We start from the raw sequence: 17,950 nt of genomic DNA, 5'->3' as shown, positions 1-17,950 counted from the left end.
TAAGAATGAAAAGGCTTCCATAAAAATAGCAAGGAATTTTTGTATACGAAATCTATTGACTATAACCATATATTACCATATACTACCATAAACAAACACTAATTTACTGTATATTCGTAATGTTTGTTATATATTATATAAGAAAGGGTGATTATCTATAAAAAAGTAGTAAAAGTAAATTCGTCACAGAACGCTGCTGCTAAAAAAGATGAAGGCTGTCGCTACCCCTTATTTTTTCTATAAATAACAACAGTTTAAAAAGATCGTACTCTGTTAAAATAGGGGACACCTATTTAGGGTGCTCTTCTTTTTGGAGTTAGTATTCTAGTACCGAATATCAAAAAGGAGGTCATTTCGTGCAATACACCCAACTAATTGAAAAATATCAAGAGATTCGTTCTCTTACTCATGATCATGAAGCATGGATGAATTCCTCTATTGGTGGAGACCTGTGGATTGATGGCTTACAAATTTTCCTAACAGTAGAACCTGCTGATTTCAAAGCTACTTATATACAATACGTTGAAAACTATACATATAATTCCCATTCCTTTATACAAAGTTTAAATGCCCTACATCAATTCACTGTTGATTGTGCTAATGAAAGTGAATTTGAATTATACAAAGCACTCGCTTTGGGGATGACTTGGCTATCTTTATACCCTCATTATCAGAGTGATTTTTTTAATGTTCCTGGTCGAATTACTAATCATTCGATTGCACTGTTGCTAAGTCCTACCTATCAAGCAATTTGGATTACTAGTTATAACGAGGGACTTACTCTATACATCGCAGATAAAACCACCTCACAGTCCTCTTCTTTTCGCCCTGAACAGGGACGTATCTATCAAAATCATCAATACTTTCGCCAATCAGATTACGTCAATTTTCCCTATCAAAGCTACTTTCATGAAATGGCTCATATTCTGTTCTGCTACGACCTCTATTCGCGAACCTTGGGTGATGAAAATGAAGAGATAAGTTATCTTACCCATATGGAGACAAGCATTATTGCTCTTGAAGAAACCGTCCTTTCTGAGCTTATTTCTGTTCGAGATGATTTACATGTGACTCATGATGGATTTAATGGATCAATTTTTCCCGAATTTGCAGAACATCGCCTTAGCGTCATGCGGGGAGAAATTCCTACAGTATCTGCTCGCTCTCTGCAATGGTTCACCAAGGCTTACATGCAATTGGAAACAGAAAATAATTACATATCAGATAATCAGATTAAGCGGCTCGTAGTAGCTAATCATCCACTCACAGAGGAGGAAATTTCATCTATCATGCCACCTTATCAGCCATATATTGATAATATCCAACAGCATAGTCCATGGGGAATTTGTAGTGAAGCACGTAAACATATTGCTGCCTATCGAGAAGTAATTGAATTAATGGAACCTGATTCGTACTGTATTACAAAATTACAAGAATCCATGCATCCAGATACATGGCCTACCCCACTTTCGCTGTTGTCCAAACCAACACTGCCAGAACCTAATCCGTGCCAACGAGAACAAAAGAAACAATTATGGAGATGGCGAGAAGCCTATGCTCGTCTGGCTAAGATTCGTGGATATATTGAAATGGAGGCTCCTTTCGCAGATGCCTTACTAGATGTTCAGCATCGATTGCTGATCGTTGCCAAGCGAAATGCTCGTCATTTGAACGCACATCTTTCTGCCGAGGACACGTTACTTAAAAATCACTCAGGTGAAATCATGCCTGTTGAAAATATGCTAAGAGAGGTTCGTATCATTCTCTGTGGATTACGCCATACGTCCACTCGTGAGCTGTTGCTATCGATGTTAGACGAGCCATTTATGCATGTATTAGAGCCAAGATAAGCTTTTTATCAGTACTAGTGCTAATATATAAAAGGACTTTTTCTCAATCAGGGAAAAAGTCCTTTTATATATTACTAAAAAATGATGATTACCTCTCTTGATTGAATTTCCCTTCCATTATTTATATTCTTGTCTTACCCCTTCTATCTTACTTCCTTTTTTACTTATCTCAATAACTGCTTCGTCTTTTTCCCTACTACTTTTTGCACTTTAATTTGTAGTCCATTAGGGGGGGAATATCTACAGAAGAAGTTTCTGTTAACCCAAAAGCAGCGTCTTTTAATTGAATGCGGGCTTTCTCCGCATATCCGTCACTCCAAACGATATTTTCCACTCCATTATGTGTACGCCATTCTACTAGATAATAGTTAGGATGATAAGTAGGTGATCCATCCATTTCAATAAATCCATCTAGTTTAAAACGCCCCAGCACATTTCATTTCTGGTGGGAAAATGATTGAAGAGTTGCCACTAGATGCTTTTGTGGGAGAAGCGATACTAGTCGATGCAAGGCACATCCGAGAGAGATAACTCCCCAAAGAGGTATTGAAAGAAGCACAGATCAAAGAAGGGGATATTGTTTTGATATTTACGGACTTGTCCAAGCAATGGAACAGCGAAGAGTACATCCATCAAGCACCTTATCTATCGAAAGAATTAGCTGATGAACTAGTACGTCTGAAGATCAAAGCCATTGGATTAGATTTCATTTCTCCTGATGAAGTGGAGACGACAACCTCACCAATCTCGATCATATTGGCCAAGAACGTTTTTTCTTTCAGCCGCTCCTTTAAAGATAAAAAACAGTGATGGTGCTTTTGCCCGCGCCTATGCTGTGATTTTTACCTAATTAATTACATCCGATAAGGTACACTTAGAACTTATTAACCAATTCTTTAGCTCACATAAAAAATCCCCTTCTGGTCAATTATGTCTTTTCCCACTTAAATAAAGGGTTTATACACATATTAGCCATAGGGGATTCCATTACAATGTAAAAATTTTATTTAACATCTATTTCTTTTTTGCCAAAAAACTGTTTTAAAGCTTTGTAAACCTCACCTTTTTCTCGAATGATCGAGTACATGAATTTTGGGTCTTTAATGTGACGATAGGCTGACATCAGTGTGCTATGGCGATTATACTGATTTACTTCTCCATACCCAAACATATTAGACCTTTCCATCAATTCTTTCACCAATTTCACGCACCGTTCATTATCCGAAGTCAGGTTATCCCCATCGGAAAAATGAAACGGATAAATATTGTATTGGCTTACCGGATATCGTGCGTCGATAATTTCCAAAGCTTTTCGATAGGCAGATGAGCAGATGGTTCCGCCGCTCTCTCCTTTAGAAAAGAACGCATCCTCCGTCACTTCCTTCGCTTCCGTATGATGCGCGATGAAGGCGATCTCCACCTTTTCATACTTGGTACGCAAAAAGCGAAGCATCCAAAAGAAAAAGCTGCGGGCTACGTATTTTTCAAAAACTCCCATAGATCCACTCGTATCCATCATTGCCAAAATTACGGCATTGGAATGTGGCTTCACAATCTCTTCCCATGTTTTAAATCGCAAGTCATCCATAGAGATACCTAGCTCCAGATCGTCATACCCAGCTAGTGCATTTCGGCGAATTGCAGACATCAAGGTACGCTTTTTATCAATGTTACCCATTAAACCTTTTTTCCGCACATCATTAAACTGAATATCTTCTATGGTAATTTTCTGTTCGTCTTTCGTTTGGAGATTAGGCAACTCCAACTCAGCAAACAGCATTTCCTGCAACTCTTCTACTGTAATCTCCGCTTCATAATAATCGTTACCAGGTTGATCGCCAGCTCCTTGACCTTGGCCCGCAGTAGCATCAGCCGGTTCACCGTCTTTAGCTACCACATCTCCTATCTTGGAATTCCCTTGACCTTGGCCTGTATGCTGGCCTTTATTAAAATTGTAACGGAAGCGATACTCATCCAGCGATCTGATTGGTATTTTAATAATTTCTCGCCCATTAGACATAATGATGTTTTCTTCGCTTACTAAATCAGACAGGTTTTTCTTGATCGCCTCTTTTACCTTTTCCTGATGTCTGCTCTGGTCCTGATGACCTTTGCGATGCAGAGACCAGTCTTCTTTGGAGACGATAAACGAGGAGTCGTTCATCATTCCCCCTCCTATCGATTCAGCAAACTACCCACATAACGCAGCAGTTCATTTGCTGAAATTGGCGTATATCCGTGTTCTTCAACCAAACGACGTGTCACTTCATTCACTTTCTTCAATTGATGCTCATCTGGTGTTTTCGTGGAGGTTGTTATTTTAACCACATCTTTTAAATCTGCAAATAATTTTTTCTCAATCGCTTCCCGCAGACGATCATGCGTGTTGTAGTCAAAACGTTTACCTTTACGCGCATAAGCTGATATCCGAATAAGAATCTCTTCACGGAATGCACGTTTGGCATTTTCAGAAATACCAATCTGCTCTTCAATAGACCGCATGAGACGTTCATCTGGTTCCAATTCTTCACCTGTTACTGGATCACGTAAGCGGTTAGAGTTGCAATACGCCTCAACATTATCCAGATAATTATCCATCATGGTTTTAGCTGATTCCTCATAGCTGTACACAAAAGCCTTCTGAACTTCTTTTTTCGCAATCTCATCGTACTCTTTACGTGCGATAGAGATGAAATTTAAGTAACGCTCTCGCTGTTCCTTGCTAATGGAAGCATGCTGATCGAGCCCTTCTTTTAATGCCCGCAAAATATCCAAGGCATTAATAGACTCAGTATCACGACGAATGAGTGCACTGGAAATCCGGTTTATGACATAACGAGGATCAATTCCAGACATTCCCTCATCCACATGCTCATTACGTAATTCCTCGATGTCAGAGCCTTTGAAGCCTTCAACCGATTCACCATTATACAAACGTAATTTCTTTAATAGATCAGCGCCTTGTTTCTTGGACTCTTTTAAACGGGTTAAAATAGAAAAAATGGCCGCCGTATATAGCGCATGTGGAGCAATATGAACATGGCCTAAATCAGATTGCTTAATTAATTTATCATAAATCTTTTCTTCTTCTGCTACCCGCAGATTGTAAGGAACTGGCATGACAATCATTCTAGACTGTAATGCTTCATTCTTTTTATTTCCGATAAAGGTTTTGTATTCCGTTTCGTTTGTATGAGCAATTATAAGCTCATCAGCCGAAATTAAAGCGAATCTTCCCGCTTTAAAATTGCCTTCTTGAGTCAATGACAATAAGTGCCACAGGAATTTTTCATCGCATTTCAGCATCTCTTGGAATTCCATGACACCACGATTCGCTTTGTTTAGTTCCCCATCAAAACGATAGGCACGAGGATCAGACTCAGAACCATACTTCGTGATCGTGGAAAAATCTATAGTCCCGGTTAAATCAGCGATGTCTTGCGATTTCGGATCAGATGGACTAAAGGTACCAATCCCCACTCGTTTTGACTCGGAAAAGAAGATTCGCGTCACAGGGAAATCTTCCATTCGACCACCATATTCTGTTTCTAATCGCATCCTGTTGTAAGGAGTAAGCTCTCCTTCAATCTTCACACCAAATTCTTGCTCAAATTCAGGACGTAGTTCATTGGGAATCAAATGGAGGGGTTCTTCTTGCATAGGGCAGCCATCTAAGGCATAAATTGCACCTTCATCTGTACGGGAATACTCCTCCAAACCACGCTTGAGCATCGTTACGATTGTCGATTTTCCCCCACTGACCGGCCCCATTAGCAACAGGATTCTTTTTCTTACATCCAATCTTCTTGCCGCAGAATGGAAATACTCCTCAACCAGTCGCTCAACACTACGATCCAAACCATAGATTTCGCGTCCGAAAAATTTATAACTTCTGCTGCCGTCTTCATTCCCTTCGATTCCATGGCTTTTGATCATGTTGTAGACACGTGAATGAGCTGTCTGTGCAATCTGTGGATGTTTGCGGACAAGCTCAAGATATTCAGCAAACGTGCCTTTCCACGTTAACTTTTCTTCACGGGCCCGGTGCTCTGCAATTCTTTTTAAAATATCCATGCAAGTCACTCCTCCCTATACCGACCAATTCTTCACTCGCAAATTAGGTTATCTCGACAAACAAATATATGTCCCGATATTTTTCTACATTCTTGGAAGAACTCGAAATATCAGGTGAAAATAAGGTTCTCTCCTAAGAGTATGCAGATGTGCCCATCATGTTTCGCTCAAAGTACCTAGAAGTTTTTGTGAAAGCTGAAACAATTCTGTCAAGTCATGCAATAGGCAAAAAAGTCAGTCTACGTTATAATGGATGTACTACAGTAAAGAAAGGAGCTCTACTCTATGGGTACGTTTATTGTTGGTGGAGTATTCGTCGTCTTTCTATTCTTCATCTTGACGGCGGGTTATAACGAGGATAAGACCTGGAACATGTAAAGTAGGCAGGTCTGTACGATTCTGGAATCTTATGGTTTTTTAAAATCTTATGCGTCTTTAGAATCTTATGCGCTTCCAAATTCTTATACGTTTCCAGATTCCTCAACGCTTTGATAACCAGACGAGCCACACATTTTTGTGAACTTGTGCTGGTTATTTTTATAATAAGGAAAAGAAAGGTGAAGCAAACATGCTTCTCGTCAGCTCCTGTCTAGCTGGACTCAATTGCCGTTATAACGGTAGCCACAGCCTTGACGAAAAGGTGAAAGAATTAGTCACTCAAAACAAAGCAGTCACGGTTTGCCCTGAACTACTCGGCGGCTTCATTACACCACGAGAGTCAGCAGAGATCGTGGGGGGCAATGGAGACGATGTCTTACGGGGCACAGCAAAGGTTGTGGAGAAATCAGGACGTGATGTAACCCATTTATACATTGACGGGGCTTATCAAACTCTTCAGCTTGCTAAACAATATCAAGCAACCCATCTTGTTTTAAAAGAAAACAGCCCATCCTGTGGTAGCCATAATATTTACAATGGGCATTTTTCCAATCAACGTATTCCTGGACAAGGAGTGACGTCAGCCTTATTACGCCAAGAAGGCTTTATTGTCATTTCAGAAAATGAATTAAGTGATGTTATCGAACTTTGAAAAGAAATTTATACACAAAAAAGCTGCCTGATTGTTTGGCAGCTTAGGCTTTCCTTCATATGGTCCTGCTTTAGTTGTATATTCCTTATTAGCATTTTTTTATAGCCGTTTTGTTTTAGTCGAATCAAATATATTAGACTTGTTTTGAGCCATTATTTTGATTCGTTTTATTCATGTTAATTTGCTTTATTACTTCAATTCACTTTATTTATTTCTGTATCTTGTTTTCTTCTTTTTCTTTTTGCTTTTTTCTTTCTTATGCTTTTGCTTTTGCTTTTTCTCTTCTTTTTTCTTATTAGTTCTTTTCTTCTTCTATTTCTTCGTTCCTTTTATGTGTTTTCTCTTTTCTTTGTTCACGTTTCTATTATTTTCTTATCAAGCTTTAGCAAATACACCTTTACGCTTTGTAATTGCTTGATATAATTCCTCTATCGTTCCCCGCTGGTCTACCTGATAAGTAGGCTCCCCTCGATCTTCCATATAGTTAGTCACCAAAAAGGTTTTTAGGCCTAATTGGCTGGCCACCATGTCTTCCTGCATATGATTCCCCACCATAATGCACTCTTCAGGTTCTACTTGCAAACGATCGCAAACCTCTCGATAATACTCTACATTTGGCTTTGTGAAGTGGGATGTCTCGTACACCGTTACCCATTCAAAATCCTCTGGAGTCAGCTCAAGCCAAGCTAATCTTCCATAGATAGCTTCTTTAGGAAAAACGGGATTGGTTGTAACAGCCACTCGATAACCTGCCTCTTTAGCTGCTTCCACTAATTTTTTACCCCAAGGAGATGGATTAGTGTAGTGTGACAAACTCGGAAATAGTTCTACATAAAATTTTTCAAAGATAGGCCATACATCTTCTTGTTTCATACTACTCAGTTGTACAAAATTCTCAATAAATATCTGTTCGTTCGTTTTATCAGCTTCTTTGTTAATAATCATCGCTTTCGTGGATCCCCATAGCCAACCAATCAACTGCTTTGCTTCGAATTTATCGCCAACAAACACGGCTAATTCTTTTAAATAATTCTCTACAAACTGATCTGTATGCATTTCTAATAGGGTTCCATCTAAATCAAAAAATACTGTGCTTGCCTGTGACATGTATTTCTCCTCTTTTCCGTTCCTATATTTTTACTTAATCTCTAAATCAGGCCTTCTATAATTTGGCTTATTCTAGTCCTGGAAACCCAATCTGTCGTAGTCCTTCGAAAGTAACAATGGCAGCACAATTGGATAAATTCATGGACCTAGTTGCTCCACCCATAGGGATACGGACAATTTGATTGGGGTTGTATCTATCCATAATTTCTTGCGGGATGCCACTGGTTTCCTTACCCAAGATAATAAAATCTCCAGGCTGAAAGTCTATCTCACTATAAGGTCTTGTCCCATTTGTCTCTACAAAGAAAAAGCGATCAGTTTTATGCTCATGTACATGAGCAAAATGCTCAAAATTGTCGTAGTAACTGATGTTTACTGCATGCCAGTAATCCAACCCCGCTCGTTTAAGAGCTTTGTCATCGGTTGAAAAGCCAAGCGGACGTATTAGATGCAGATGAACCCCAGTTGCCGCGCAAGTTCTAGCAATATTCCCTGTATTGGCTGGAATTAATGGTTCATGTAGTACGATGTGTAAAGACATAGACGTTATCTCTCCTCCAACTAACTCACTATCATATTATCGTATAAAGGGTCATTTCGATATATTTTGAAAAACTTCAGTAAGAAAACCCTAAAGAACAGCTCCCCACCCCAATCTCAAAAGAAGCAAACTACTCTTTAAGGTTTTTGACCATGCCCAGAGGTTTTAACTCCAAATTTTTTATGGTTCTAGATTTTTTATGGTTCTAAAAGGCTTTATTGTGACGTTCTTCCATCCTAGATGATTTAGTAAACCCAAGTGAAGTTTCAATTTCCGACAGCCATCACATGAAAGTAACGGTACTTAATAGAAGGGGTGTAGGCAGTAGAATCTAGGTACTCCCAGAAACGATACTGCGCATTAAACGTGTGCGCGTTCACTAAAGGAAATCCCTGCTCGTCTTTTGCTACCACAATCGTATTGTGATCCCATCTTCCGTCCCCAGTAAAATCATAGCAAATGATGTCGCCAATCTCCAATTCTTGCGGAGTTTCTCTTTGTTGGGCGTAAAATGGAGCTCCCCCTTTAGCCAACAATGATTCTAAACTATTTGCAATCGCCCAGCTAAAACTCCAGCCTTCATTCCGATGACGATACCACCATCCTTTTGCCCTATTATTGGTAAAAATCATAGGGATTCCCCCTGCATGTAAGCATTGAGAAATAAAATTCGTACAATCATCTTGAAAATAAGGATACGCTGGGTTGGGTGTTTCCCAATACCTATTTGCATAGGCAACAGCAGCTTCTCGATTATAGCCATAGGACAAAACAACAGGATGGACAGCTGATTCTACGTTAGTAATGGGGACATTATCATCTAAGGAAACTTTCGTCTCTTCGTTATTCATTGGATATGAAGAGTTGGAATTATTGCCACCATGGAATAATGGCATAGGCATACCCCACACTTGTTCGAATTTCCAAATATCCCCATCAGCAGTGATTAATTTAATCTGTTCGGTGGTTTGCATTTCATAAAACTCAAGGGACGCAGAGGGATTAGATCTGTAATAAATCCTTCTGTGAAGAAGACCTGATACCGTAACATTTGACGAGAACAAAGCCACATAAATGGGGGTTAACTTTGTGTGGACAGCCTGTAATGAACAGCTTCCTGAATCGTCTTGTGTGTCCTTCCATCGAAGCCATTCTGCTTGCCAACACCTAAGAGCTTTCTTTGTTTTTTCTGTGACATTCATTTGTTTAGACGAAATAGAAAAATTAAAGTTTATGAGTGCCTTGTCTATTTCTCCAAGATATTGGTCTACTTCATTCCTCCAAGTTTCTCCAGCCATACGTATGCTCCCTTCCATTTCGGGATGTACGCTTCCGATCAAGACTTCTCAAAGTTTATAGCACTCTTGATCGAGCAACTAGCATCTATTGATAAGTATATGGATAGGAGACTTGACCCATGAACAATCACATAATTATAGCTCATACAGTTGGTAAACCCTATTTAACTCTTTCTTGTTTTCGAACTGTCGGTAATGCTCCTTCTAGTGAAAGAAGTTGCTCCTTTATAGATAACCCACCGCCATATCCGACCAATGATCCACCCGCCCCAATTACTCGATGGCACGGAACAAGTAATGAAACAGGATTTTTGTTATTAGCTCCCCCTACTGCTCTTACTGCCTTTTCTGATCCAATACTACATGCAATATCTTTATAAGAGCGTGTCTCACCGTATGGAATGTCAAGTAATGCATGCCATACCTTTTTCTGGAACACTGTTCCGTGAAGGTCTATTTGTAAAGTAAATGTTTGACGTTTTCCTTGGAAATAATCATGCAGTTGTTGATGAAGCTCTTGATGTTTTTCTGGAGTGGGCTGATCAGATAGGGTATACTCCCATTTCTTTGCCCAGTTATGGATGGCATGCATGCTTGTTTCATCTTGTCCAAATTGGATATAACAGACACCTATATTATTAGTTACTAAAGTTAATCCTCCAATGGGTGCATCCATATAAGAGTAATGTAGTACATTCATCCTTACTCTCTCCCTTTTGTTTAAGAGCCTTGTTGCTCACGGTTTTTACTTTCTAACTTTTTTATTGCTTTTTGTATCTCAGGCAACACAGACTCATCTTGTTCCTTCTGGCATGCTAGTTCTAATGCTTCCATTGCTAACTCTCCACCAATCCGCCCTAATGCCCAAGCAGAAGTCACACGGATTACTGGACGAGTATCTTTGTGTAAAAGCTCAATTAAGTCTGGAACTGCTGACTTATCTCTAAAATGTGCTAAACCCAAAATCGCATTTCTTTGTATAGGCTTTTTACCACGCCAAGCAGCAGAAGAAGTTCCGAATCTTTCCTTAAACTCTTTGTTGCCAATTGTAAGTAAAGGTTTTAACAAAGGCTTAACTAATTCTGGGTCTGGTAAAGTCTCTGGATGATGCGTAAAGTTCATACCTTTATTTTTAGGACATGTCGTTTGACAGGTGTCACAGCCATACAATCTATTTCCTATTTTTTCTCGAAATTCTTCTGGGATTTCATTTTTGACTTGTGTCAGAAAAGCTACACATCGCTGTGAATTTAGTTGTCCACCTTGAACTAAAGCCTGAGTAGGGCATGTATCCAAACAAAGCGTACAATCACCACACTGATCTTCTATCGGCTGATCAGATGGGAATGGGAGGTTCGTAATCATCTCTCCCAGATAGACATAAGAACCGAATTCTGGAGTAATGATGGAACAATTTTTTCCTACCCACCCTATTCCTGCTCTCTCAGCTACAGCACGATCAGACAGCACACCCGTATCTACCATAGATTCTAAGCGTGCATCTGGTTCCAGTTCTTGAATAAAATCAGCAAGTCGATTTAATTTATCACGTAAAACATGATGGTAGTCCAATCCCCATGCGGAACGAGCCAGAATTCCTCTATATGCCTCAGGCTCTGATTTAGGAAAATTGGTCATTTTGGATGGATAGGCAATAGCAATAGCGATAATAGAACGTGCCCCCTCAAGAGTGAGCTCCGGATACACACGCTTATTAATATCCTTCTCTTCAAATCCTGACTCATATCCTTTTTCCCGATGGACGATCAATCTGTCTTTTAATTCTAAAAAGGGATCTGCTGAGGTAAATCCAATTTTATCAATACCTATTTCTGCTGCATATCGTTGAATGGTTTCTTTTAATCGTTGCCAGTATGTTGGGTCTAGAGTTGACTTCACCGGTGTTTAATCGCTCCCGTAGCCAATTCGTCACAACGATTATTCCATTCATTGTCTGCATGACCCTTTACTTTTACATAACTGACTTGGTGTACCTCCATGAATGACAGAAGTTCTTTCCATAGCTCCTGATTCTCTACAGGTTGGTTTTTACTGTTCTTCCATCCTCGCTGTACCCAACCTACATGCCATCGTTGCTGAAAACAGTTCACAACATAGGCACTATCACTATATATAGTAACTTTGCAGGGCTCTTTAAGAACCTTAAGTGCTTCAATAACAGCCTGTAGTTCCATTCGATTATTCGTTGTTTGTTCAGCATATCCTGACATTTCTTTTTTATGTTCACCATAAAATAGAACTGCACCCCATCCACCTGGACCTGGGTTACCCGAGCATGCTCCGTCTGTATAAATCGTAACTTCCTTCATCGTCGTTCTGTTACCTCCTTGATTCCTATATCTATTGTACAAAAGGACAGAGCCTTTCACAAAAATATTTCAATAAAATCTATTCCTCATGTTACGTGATCCGTTGCGTAAAAACAAACTGTTTTTCCTTCCTTTTCCATACCTGTTATTGGCTTTTCATTTTACCATGATTAAATGGAAGGAATACTGCATTTCATCTGGTGTACGAAAAGTTTTCGCTGTTATAGATGTATTTTATAAGTCTCTTAGCACTGTGATATACTATTCCCATAAGGTTTTATTTGGAAAGGAGCCTTTTCATGTATGTAACCATTGATGCTACTCTGTTAGAGAAGCTCCCAGGATTTTCTTTAGGTATGATTCATTATTCGGGGATGTCACTCTCTACCTCTCCCAAAATGCTAATGGGTCGCATGAATTATTTTATCGAGTCTCTTCGTTTAGAACATTCTCTCGAAACCCTAAAGGATATACCTAATCTAAGCTCTTGGCGTGGAGGATTTAAAAAATTAGGTATTGATCCTACTCGATATCGCCCTTCTTCTGAGGCGTTGCTACGACGGATTTTACAAGGAAATCCATTTCACTGGGTAAATTCTGCTGTAGATATCAATAATTTTTTGTCTCTTATACATTTTCTTCCTTTTGGTCTATATGATGTTCACAAATTACAACTTCCGATACGTTGTCAATTAGGCACAGAAAATGATACGTATCCAGCTCTAAATGGTCGTGATGTTACTATGAAAGGCAAAATTATTTTAGCTGATGAAAATGGAGCCTTTGGTAGTCCCATTGTTGATTCTCTTCGGACGAGTGTGTCAGTAGATAGTACGGAGCTATTACAGATCATCTTTGTTCCACCAAATGTATCACCAAATGAACAGGAAAAAATCATTGGTTCCTCTGCCAGAATGATGATCGAAATAAATAGCGGCGATGTTGCTGAATCAGCTATTATTTCAACAAAATGATACAAAAAAAGACGAATTGCCTAGGAAGCAGATTCGTCTTTTTTTGTATCTACAGTTTGCACAGCACCATTAGGATAGATAACGTGCTCCAATAACAAAACCAGAAGCACCCCGACTAATAGTCCATTACTACATAAAAAACTTAGCATAGGATGTAATGTACCCCATGCATCGGGGGAAATGAACATGATACCCAATCCTAATAACAAAGAACAACCTACCACAATAATAGTTCGTTCATTAAAAGGAAGTCTTTTAAAATCTCGCAAACCAAATCCTAGGATTTGGGCATACGTCACAAACATAGCCGCATATGCGACTGGTGTTGGCAATGTCGCTAGTACATTGGAGATTGAGGGCATCAAACCGATCATCATCATAAAAGACATAGCTAAAATAAATGGCAGTCTGGATGCAATCTTTGTAGTTTGTATAAATGCCGCAGCTAGTGTAAGTGGTATCATCCCCACAACCCCTGCCAAACCAGAAATTAGATGAGACACACCTGTAAATACCCCACCTTTATCAAAGTGTTTCTTTTCTGCCTTTTCTTTAGTTGCTTCCCCAATAACAGCTATGCTAGTAATTAAATTAGTTAAAAGAATTAAAGTGGTGAGAACACACGTCACCACAATTCCCAGATCCCAGTGAAAAGGTCCCCAGAAAAACAAACGTGGTAAGGTTATCAAAGCAGATGACTCTCTAATAGGATCTGTCCATCCCAATAAGGCATATGTTACCCAACCTGCTAACATCCCGATTAATACAGCAAAACTAGCGATAGCTTTTATTTTTTGACAAAGTAAAACAATCATAATAATAACAATAGAAGCCAATGCAATGTTAGGAAGCACAGTAGTTGCACCATGATAACCTACCCCTAGCATCCCTTTAATAAAATTGCTAGCTAGTGATATTGCTAGTAAAATCATATAAGTACCTGTTACAGAAGGAGTAAATAGTTTTTGTAACTTACTTATGGAACCCGTGAAACCTAGAATTAAAAAGATCAAACCTGAAATGACCATACCTACTTGAAAGGATTGTCCTATTTCCATTGGAGCCAATCCCATGGTGGCACCTATTTGGGCCAACATCAGAAAAATACTCCACCATAACCCTGCAGGAGCCTCCATCATAGGGTATCTATGCCCGATCCAGGCCTGAATGAGAGAAGCTAATCCAATATAAAACAAAGTTTGTTGAATAAACAAAGCTGTTTGGGTCTCACTTAATCCATAAACTTCACCAATTACAATAGGGACCGCAATACTACATGAAAGAGTTACAATAAACCACTGTACAGCTGCCGGTATTGTTACCTTCCAAGGTGGTGTACTATTTAAGCCATACTTCACAGCGTCTTCCCCTCCTTCCTCTTTACTCCAAACTACTCTGTGCTATTATCCAATACAAAATAACATGTGTTATAAGTAGCAATAAGTCAATAAAAAAAATGCCCTCTTCAAAATGAAGAAAGCATTTCCTTTACATATGGTGCCGGTAGAGGGACTTGAACCCCCACGGTTTCCCTCACGATTTTGAGTCGCGCGCGTCTGCCAATTCCGCCATACCGGCATGTTATATTGCAAATGTCATTACATTTTCTTACTCTAGCATTCTATCATATTTATCTATGTAAATCAACATATACTGCTAATATCTTCATAAAAAATATGTAAGAACTTAAATGGAGGAGGTACCCGGATTTGAACCGGGGATAAGGGTTTTGCAGACCCGTGCCTTACCACTTGGCTATACCTCCATAGATGGAGCGGACGACGGGTCTCGAACCCGCGACCTTCGCCTTGGCAAGGCGACGCTCTACCAATTGAGCTACATCCGCATAAAAAAATGGGGCGATCGATGGGAATCGAACCCACGAGTGTCGGAGCCACAATCCGATGCGTTAACCACTTCGCCACGACCGCCATAAAAAAATTATAATGGCAGGGGCAGTAGGAATTGAACCCACACCAAAAGTTTTGGAGACTTTTGTTCTACCATTAAACTATGCCCCTACACAATAAAGGTGGCTCGGGACGGAATCGAACCGCCGACACGAGGATTTTCAGTCCTCTGCTCTACCGACTGAGCTACCGAGCCAAACATGATTGCCATATTCTAAATAAGAAATGGCGGAGCTGACGGGACTCGAACCCGCGACCTCCGGTGTGACAGACCGGCGTGAACTCCAACTTCACCACAGCTCCAAAATTTGGTTGCGGGGACAGGATTTGAACCTGCGACCTTCGGGTTATGAGCCCGACGAGCTACCGAGCTGCTCCACCCCGCGACAATATGAAAATAAAAATGGTGGAGGATGACGGGATCGAACCGCCGACCCTCTGCTTGTAAGGCAGATGCTCTCCCAGCTGAGCTAATCCTCCGAAGATATATGGTGACCCGTAGGGGATTCGAACCCCTGTATGACAGCGTGAAAGGCTGCTGTGTTAAACCGCTTCACCAACGGGCCTAATTATGGCGGATGGAGTGGGATTTGAACCCACGAGACGAGTTGACCCCGCCTACACGATTTCCAATCGTGCTCCTTCGGCCGCTCGGACATCCATCCATATGGCTCCTCAGGACGGACTCGAACCGCCAGCCTACCGGTTAACAGCCGGTTGCTCCACCATTGAGCTACTGAGGAACAGTATGAAAGAAAGGTTGTTCTTTCAAAACTGGATAATGAAAGTCAGCATAAAGGCAATGTGGATAAGTCCTCGACCGATTAGTATTCGTCAGCTCCATGCATTACTGCACTTCCACACCGAACCTATCAACCTCATCGTCTATGAGGGGTCTTACTAGCTTGCGCTATGGGAAGTCTCATCTTGAAGGGGGCTTCACGCTTAGATGCTTTCAGCGCTTATCCCGTCCGCACATAGCTACCCAGCTGTGCCACTGGCGTGACAACTGGTGCACCAGGGGTGCGTCCATCCCGGTCCTCTCGTACTAAGGACAGCTCTCCTCAAACTTCCTACGCCCGCGACAGATAGGGACCGAACTGTCTCACGACGTTCTGAACCCAGCTCGCGTACCGCTTTAATGGGCGAACAGCCCAACCCTTGGGACCTACTTCAGCCCCAGGATGCGATGAGCCGACATCGAGGTGCCAAACCTCCCCGTCGATGTGGACTCTTGGGGGAGATAAGCCTGTTATCCCCAGGGTAGCTTTTATCCGTTGAGCGATGGCCCTTCCATGCGGAACCACCGGATCACTAAGCCCGACTTTCGTCCCTGCTCGACTTGTAGGTCTCGCAGTCAAGCTCCCTTGTGCCTTTACACTCTACGAATGATTTCCGACCATTCTGAGGGAACCTTTGGGCGCCTCCGTTACTCTTTAGGAGGCGACCGCCCCAGTCAAACTGCCCACCTGGCATGGTCCTTCCACCCGATAAGGGCGGCAAGTTAGAAACTCCGTACATCAAGGGTGGTATCCCAACGACAGCTCCACGAAGGCTGGCGCCCTCGCTTCACAGCTTCCCACCTATTCTGTACATGATGCACAAAGTTTCAATACCAGGCTACAGTAAAGCTCCATGGGGTCTTTCCGTCTTGTCGCGGGTAACCTGCATCTTCACAGGTATTATGATTTCACCGGGTCTCTTGCCGAGACAGCGCCCAAGTCGTTACGCCTTTCGTGCGGGTCGGAACTTACCCGACAAGGAATTTCGCTACCTTAGGACCGTTATAGTTACGGCCGCCGTTTACTGGGGCTTCGGTTCAAAGCTTCGCTTACGCTAACCCATCCCCTTAACCTTCCAGCACCGGGCAGGCGTCAGCCCCTATACTTCGCCTTGCGGCTTCGCAGAGACCTGTGTTTTTGCTAAACAGTCGCTTGGGCCTTTTCACTGCGGCCTCCTCGGGCTATAAACCCTACCGAGGCGCCCCTTCTCCCGAAGTTACGGGGCCATTTTGCCGAGTTCCTTAGCAAGAGTTATCCCGCGCACCTTAGGATTCTCTCCTCGCCTACCTGTGTCGGTTTGCGGTACGGGCACCTTGTTCCTCGCTAGACGCTTTTCTTGGCAGTGTGAAATCAGGGACTTCGGTACTATAATTTCCCTCGCCATCACAGCTTGTGCTTACTGGTGTGCGGATTTGCCTACACACCACACTTACTGCTTAGACGGCCATCCAATAGGCCGCTCACCCTATCCTCCTGCGTCACGCCATTGCTCAAACGGAACAGAGGTGGTACTGGAATATCAACCAGTTGTCCATCGCCTACGCCTTTCGGCCTCAGCTTAGGTCCCGACTAACCCTGGGAGGACGAGCCTTCCCCAGGAAACCTTAGGCTTTCGGTGGACAAGATTCTCACTTGTCTTTTCGCTACTTACACCGGCATTCTCACTTCCAAGCGCTCCACCGCTCCTTACGATACGGCTTCACTGCTGCTTGGAACGCTCCCCTACCCAGTCCATAAGGACTGCCATAGCTTCGGCGGTATGTTTAGCCCCGTTACATTTTCCGCGCAGAGTCACTCGACCAGTGAGCTATTACGCACTCTTTAAATGGTGGCTGCTTCTAAGCCAACATCCTGGTTGTCTGGGCAACTCCACATCGTTTCCCACTTAACATACACTTGGGGGCCTTAGCTGATGGTCTGGGCTGTTTCCCTTTTGACGATGGATCTTAGCACTCACCGTCTGACTCCCGGATATAAGTACTTGGCATTCGGAGTTTGACTGAATTCGGTAACCCGATGAGGGCCCCTAGTCCAATCAGTGCTCTACCTCCAAG

The 17,950-nt window shown here is 41.7% G+C and carries 13 protein-coding genes, 12 tRNA genes, 1 rRNA gene and 1 pseudogene (1 of these 27 cut by a window edge); 4 read left to right on the top strand and 23 right to left on the bottom strand.

Annotation, left to right across the window (positions count from 1 at the left end; translation table 11 throughout):
* Nucleotides 1–356 precede the first annotated feature (356 nt).
* Nucleotides 357–1,850 (top strand): hypothetical protein, encoded by a 1,494-nt coding sequence (locus tag EEL30_10315; GenBank protein QDX92668.1) that lies wholly within the window; start codon nt 357–359, stop codon nt 1,848–1,850.
* A 196-nt stretch (nt 1,851–2,046) separates the two neighbouring features.
* Here the strand turns inward: EEL30_10315 and EEL30_10310 are convergent, their stop codons facing one another.
* Nucleotides 2,047–2,247, bottom strand: a complete 201-nt coding sequence (locus EEL30_10310) for a hypothetical protein (protein QDX92667.1) — start codon at nt 2,245–2,247, stop codon at nt 2,047–2,049.
* Between the two features lie 56 nt (nt 2,248–2,303).
* Between EEL30_10310 and EEL30_10305 the strand changes: the two are divergent.
* Nucleotides 2,304–2,700: pseudogene (locus tag EEL30_10305) on the top strand (hypothetical protein).
* Between the two features lie 153 nt (nt 2,701–2,853).
* Here EEL30_10305 and yhbH read toward each other — a convergent pair.
* Together yhbH and EEL30_10295 are read right to left on the bottom strand one after the other, a co-directional pair.
* On the bottom strand, nt 2,854–4,014 hold the full coding sequence (yhbH, locus tag EEL30_10300) for a sporulation protein YhbH (GenBank protein QDX92666.1): 1,161 nt from the start codon (nt 4,012–4,014) through the stop codon (nt 2,854–2,856).
* Between the two features lie 11 nt (nt 4,015–4,025).
* Nucleotides 4,026–5,924: a PrkA family serine protein kinase gene (locus tag EEL30_10295; protein ID QDX92665.1), complete on the bottom strand. Its 1,899-nt coding sequence runs from the start codon at nt 5,922–5,924 to the stop codon at nt 4,026–4,028.
* A 568-nt stretch (nt 5,925–6,492) separates the two neighbouring features.
* Between EEL30_10295 and EEL30_10290 the strand changes: the two genes are divergently transcribed.
* Nucleotides 6,493–6,954, top strand: coding sequence for a DUF523 domain-containing protein (locus EEL30_10290; protein ID QDX92664.1), 462 nt, complete (start codon nt 6,493–6,495; stop codon nt 6,952–6,954).
* Between the two features lie 375 nt (nt 6,955–7,329).
* Here the strand turns inward: EEL30_10290 and EEL30_10285 are convergent, their stop codons facing one another.
* The 6 genes from EEL30_10285 to EEL30_10260 all read right to left on the bottom strand — a co-directional run bounded on the left by EEL30_10285 (nt 7,330) and on the right by EEL30_10260 (nt 12,230).
* Nucleotides 7,330–8,061, bottom strand: a complete 732-nt coding sequence (locus tag EEL30_10285; protein QDX92663.1) for an HAD family hydrolase — start codon at nt 8,059–8,061, stop codon at nt 7,330–7,332.
* Nucleotides 8,062–8,128: 67 nt separating this feature from the next.
* Entirely contained in the window at nt 8,129–8,602 is a 474-nt protein-coding gene (locus EEL30_10280; GenBank protein QDX92662.1) for a tRNA (cytidine(34)-2'-O)-methyltransferase, read from the bottom strand.
* 266 nt (nt 8,603–8,868) lie between these two features.
* Complete coding sequence (locus tag EEL30_10275) at nt 8,869–9,900, bottom strand: hydrolase (protein ID QDX92661.1); 1,032 nt, start codon at nt 9,898–9,900, stop codon at nt 8,869–8,871.
* Nucleotides 9,901–10,060: 160 nt separating this feature from the next.
* Nucleotides 10,061–10,600, bottom strand: a complete 540-nt coding sequence (locus EEL30_10270) for a methylated-DNA--[protein]-cysteine S-methyltransferase (protein QDX92660.1) — start codon at nt 10,598–10,600, stop codon at nt 10,061–10,063.
* Nucleotides 10,601–10,620: 20 nt separating this feature from the next.
* Nucleotides 10,621–11,799: a tRNA epoxyqueuosine(34) reductase QueG gene (gene queG / locus EEL30_10265; GenBank protein ID QDX92659.1), complete on the bottom strand. Its 1,179-nt coding sequence runs from the start codon at nt 11,797–11,799 to the stop codon at nt 10,621–10,623.
* The gene (locus EEL30_10260; protein ID QDX92658.1) at nt 11,796–12,230 is read right to left on the bottom strand and encodes a ribonuclease HI; all 435 of its coding nucleotides are present in this window, start codon (nt 12,228–12,230) and stop codon (nt 11,796–11,798) included. Before EEL30_10260 ends, queG begins: the two co-directional genes overlap by 4 nt.
* Nucleotides 12,231–12,529: 299 nt before the next feature.
* Between EEL30_10260 and EEL30_10255 the strand changes: the two genes are divergently transcribed.
* On the top strand, nt 12,530–13,204 hold the full coding sequence (locus tag EEL30_10255) for a hypothetical protein (protein QDX92657.1): 675 nt from the start codon (nt 12,530–12,532) through the stop codon (nt 13,202–13,204).
* A 20-nt stretch (nt 13,205–13,224) separates the two neighbouring features.
* Here the strand turns inward: EEL30_10255 and EEL30_10250 are convergent, their stop codons facing one another.
* The 14 genes from EEL30_10250 to EEL30_10185 form a co-directional block, all read right to left on the bottom strand.
* Nucleotides 13,225–14,562 carry a permease gene (locus tag EEL30_10250; GenBank protein ID QDX92656.1) on the bottom strand — a complete coding sequence of 446 codons (1,338 nt, stop codon included), beginning with the start codon at nt 14,560–14,562 and terminating at the stop codon, nt 13,225–13,227.
* A 137-nt stretch (nt 14,563–14,699) separates the two neighbouring features.
* Nucleotides 14,700–14,782, bottom strand: a tRNA-Leu gene (locus EEL30_10245).
* Between the two features lie 113 nt (nt 14,783–14,895).
* Nucleotides 14,896–14,969: transfer RNA gene (locus EEL30_10240), tRNA-Cys, on the bottom strand.
* A gap of 5 nt (nt 14,970–14,974) precedes the next feature.
* Nucleotides 14,975–15,050: transfer RNA gene (locus tag EEL30_10235), tRNA-Gly, on the bottom strand.
* A 9-nt stretch (nt 15,051–15,059) separates the two neighbouring features.
* Nucleotides 15,060–15,135: transfer RNA gene (locus EEL30_10230), tRNA-His, on the bottom strand.
* Between the two features lie 16 nt (nt 15,136–15,151).
* Nucleotides 15,152–15,225: transfer RNA gene (locus EEL30_10225), tRNA-Trp, on the bottom strand.
* Nucleotides 15,226–15,234: 9 nt separating this feature from the next.
* A tRNA-Phe gene (locus EEL30_10220) sits at nt 15,235–15,310 on the bottom strand.
* Nucleotides 15,311–15,340: 30 nt separating this feature from the next.
* Nucleotides 15,341–15,417: transfer RNA gene (locus tag EEL30_10215), tRNA-Asp, on the bottom strand.
* Between the two features lie 6 nt (nt 15,418–15,423).
* Nucleotides 15,424–15,500 (bottom strand) — tRNA-Met (locus EEL30_10210).
* Nucleotides 15,501–15,518: 18 nt separating this feature from the next.
* Nucleotides 15,519–15,594, bottom strand: a tRNA-Val gene (locus tag EEL30_10205).
* Nucleotides 15,595–15,603: 9 nt separating this feature from the next.
* Nucleotides 15,604–15,680 (bottom strand) — tRNA-Glu (locus tag EEL30_10200).
* Nucleotides 15,681–15,686: 6 nt separating this feature from the next.
* A tRNA-Ser gene (locus tag EEL30_10195) sits at nt 15,687–15,779 on the bottom strand.
* A gap of 3 nt (nt 15,780–15,782) precedes the next feature.
* Nucleotides 15,783–15,857 (bottom strand) — tRNA-Asn (locus tag EEL30_10190).
* A 60-nt stretch (nt 15,858–15,917) separates the two neighbouring features.
* Nucleotides 15,918–17,950: ribosomal RNA gene (locus EEL30_10185) — 23S ribosomal RNA — on the bottom strand; it runs 900 nt beyond the window's last position.

Origin of the sequence: Brevibacillus laterosporus (assembly GCA_007833815.1) — a bacterium.
Lineage (GTDB): Bacteria > Bacillota > Bacilli > Brevibacillales > Brevibacillaceae > Brevibacillus_B > Brevibacillus_B laterosporus_D.
Note: the sequence above shows the minus strand (reverse complement) of the source record. Positions and strands in the feature narration are given on the sequence as shown.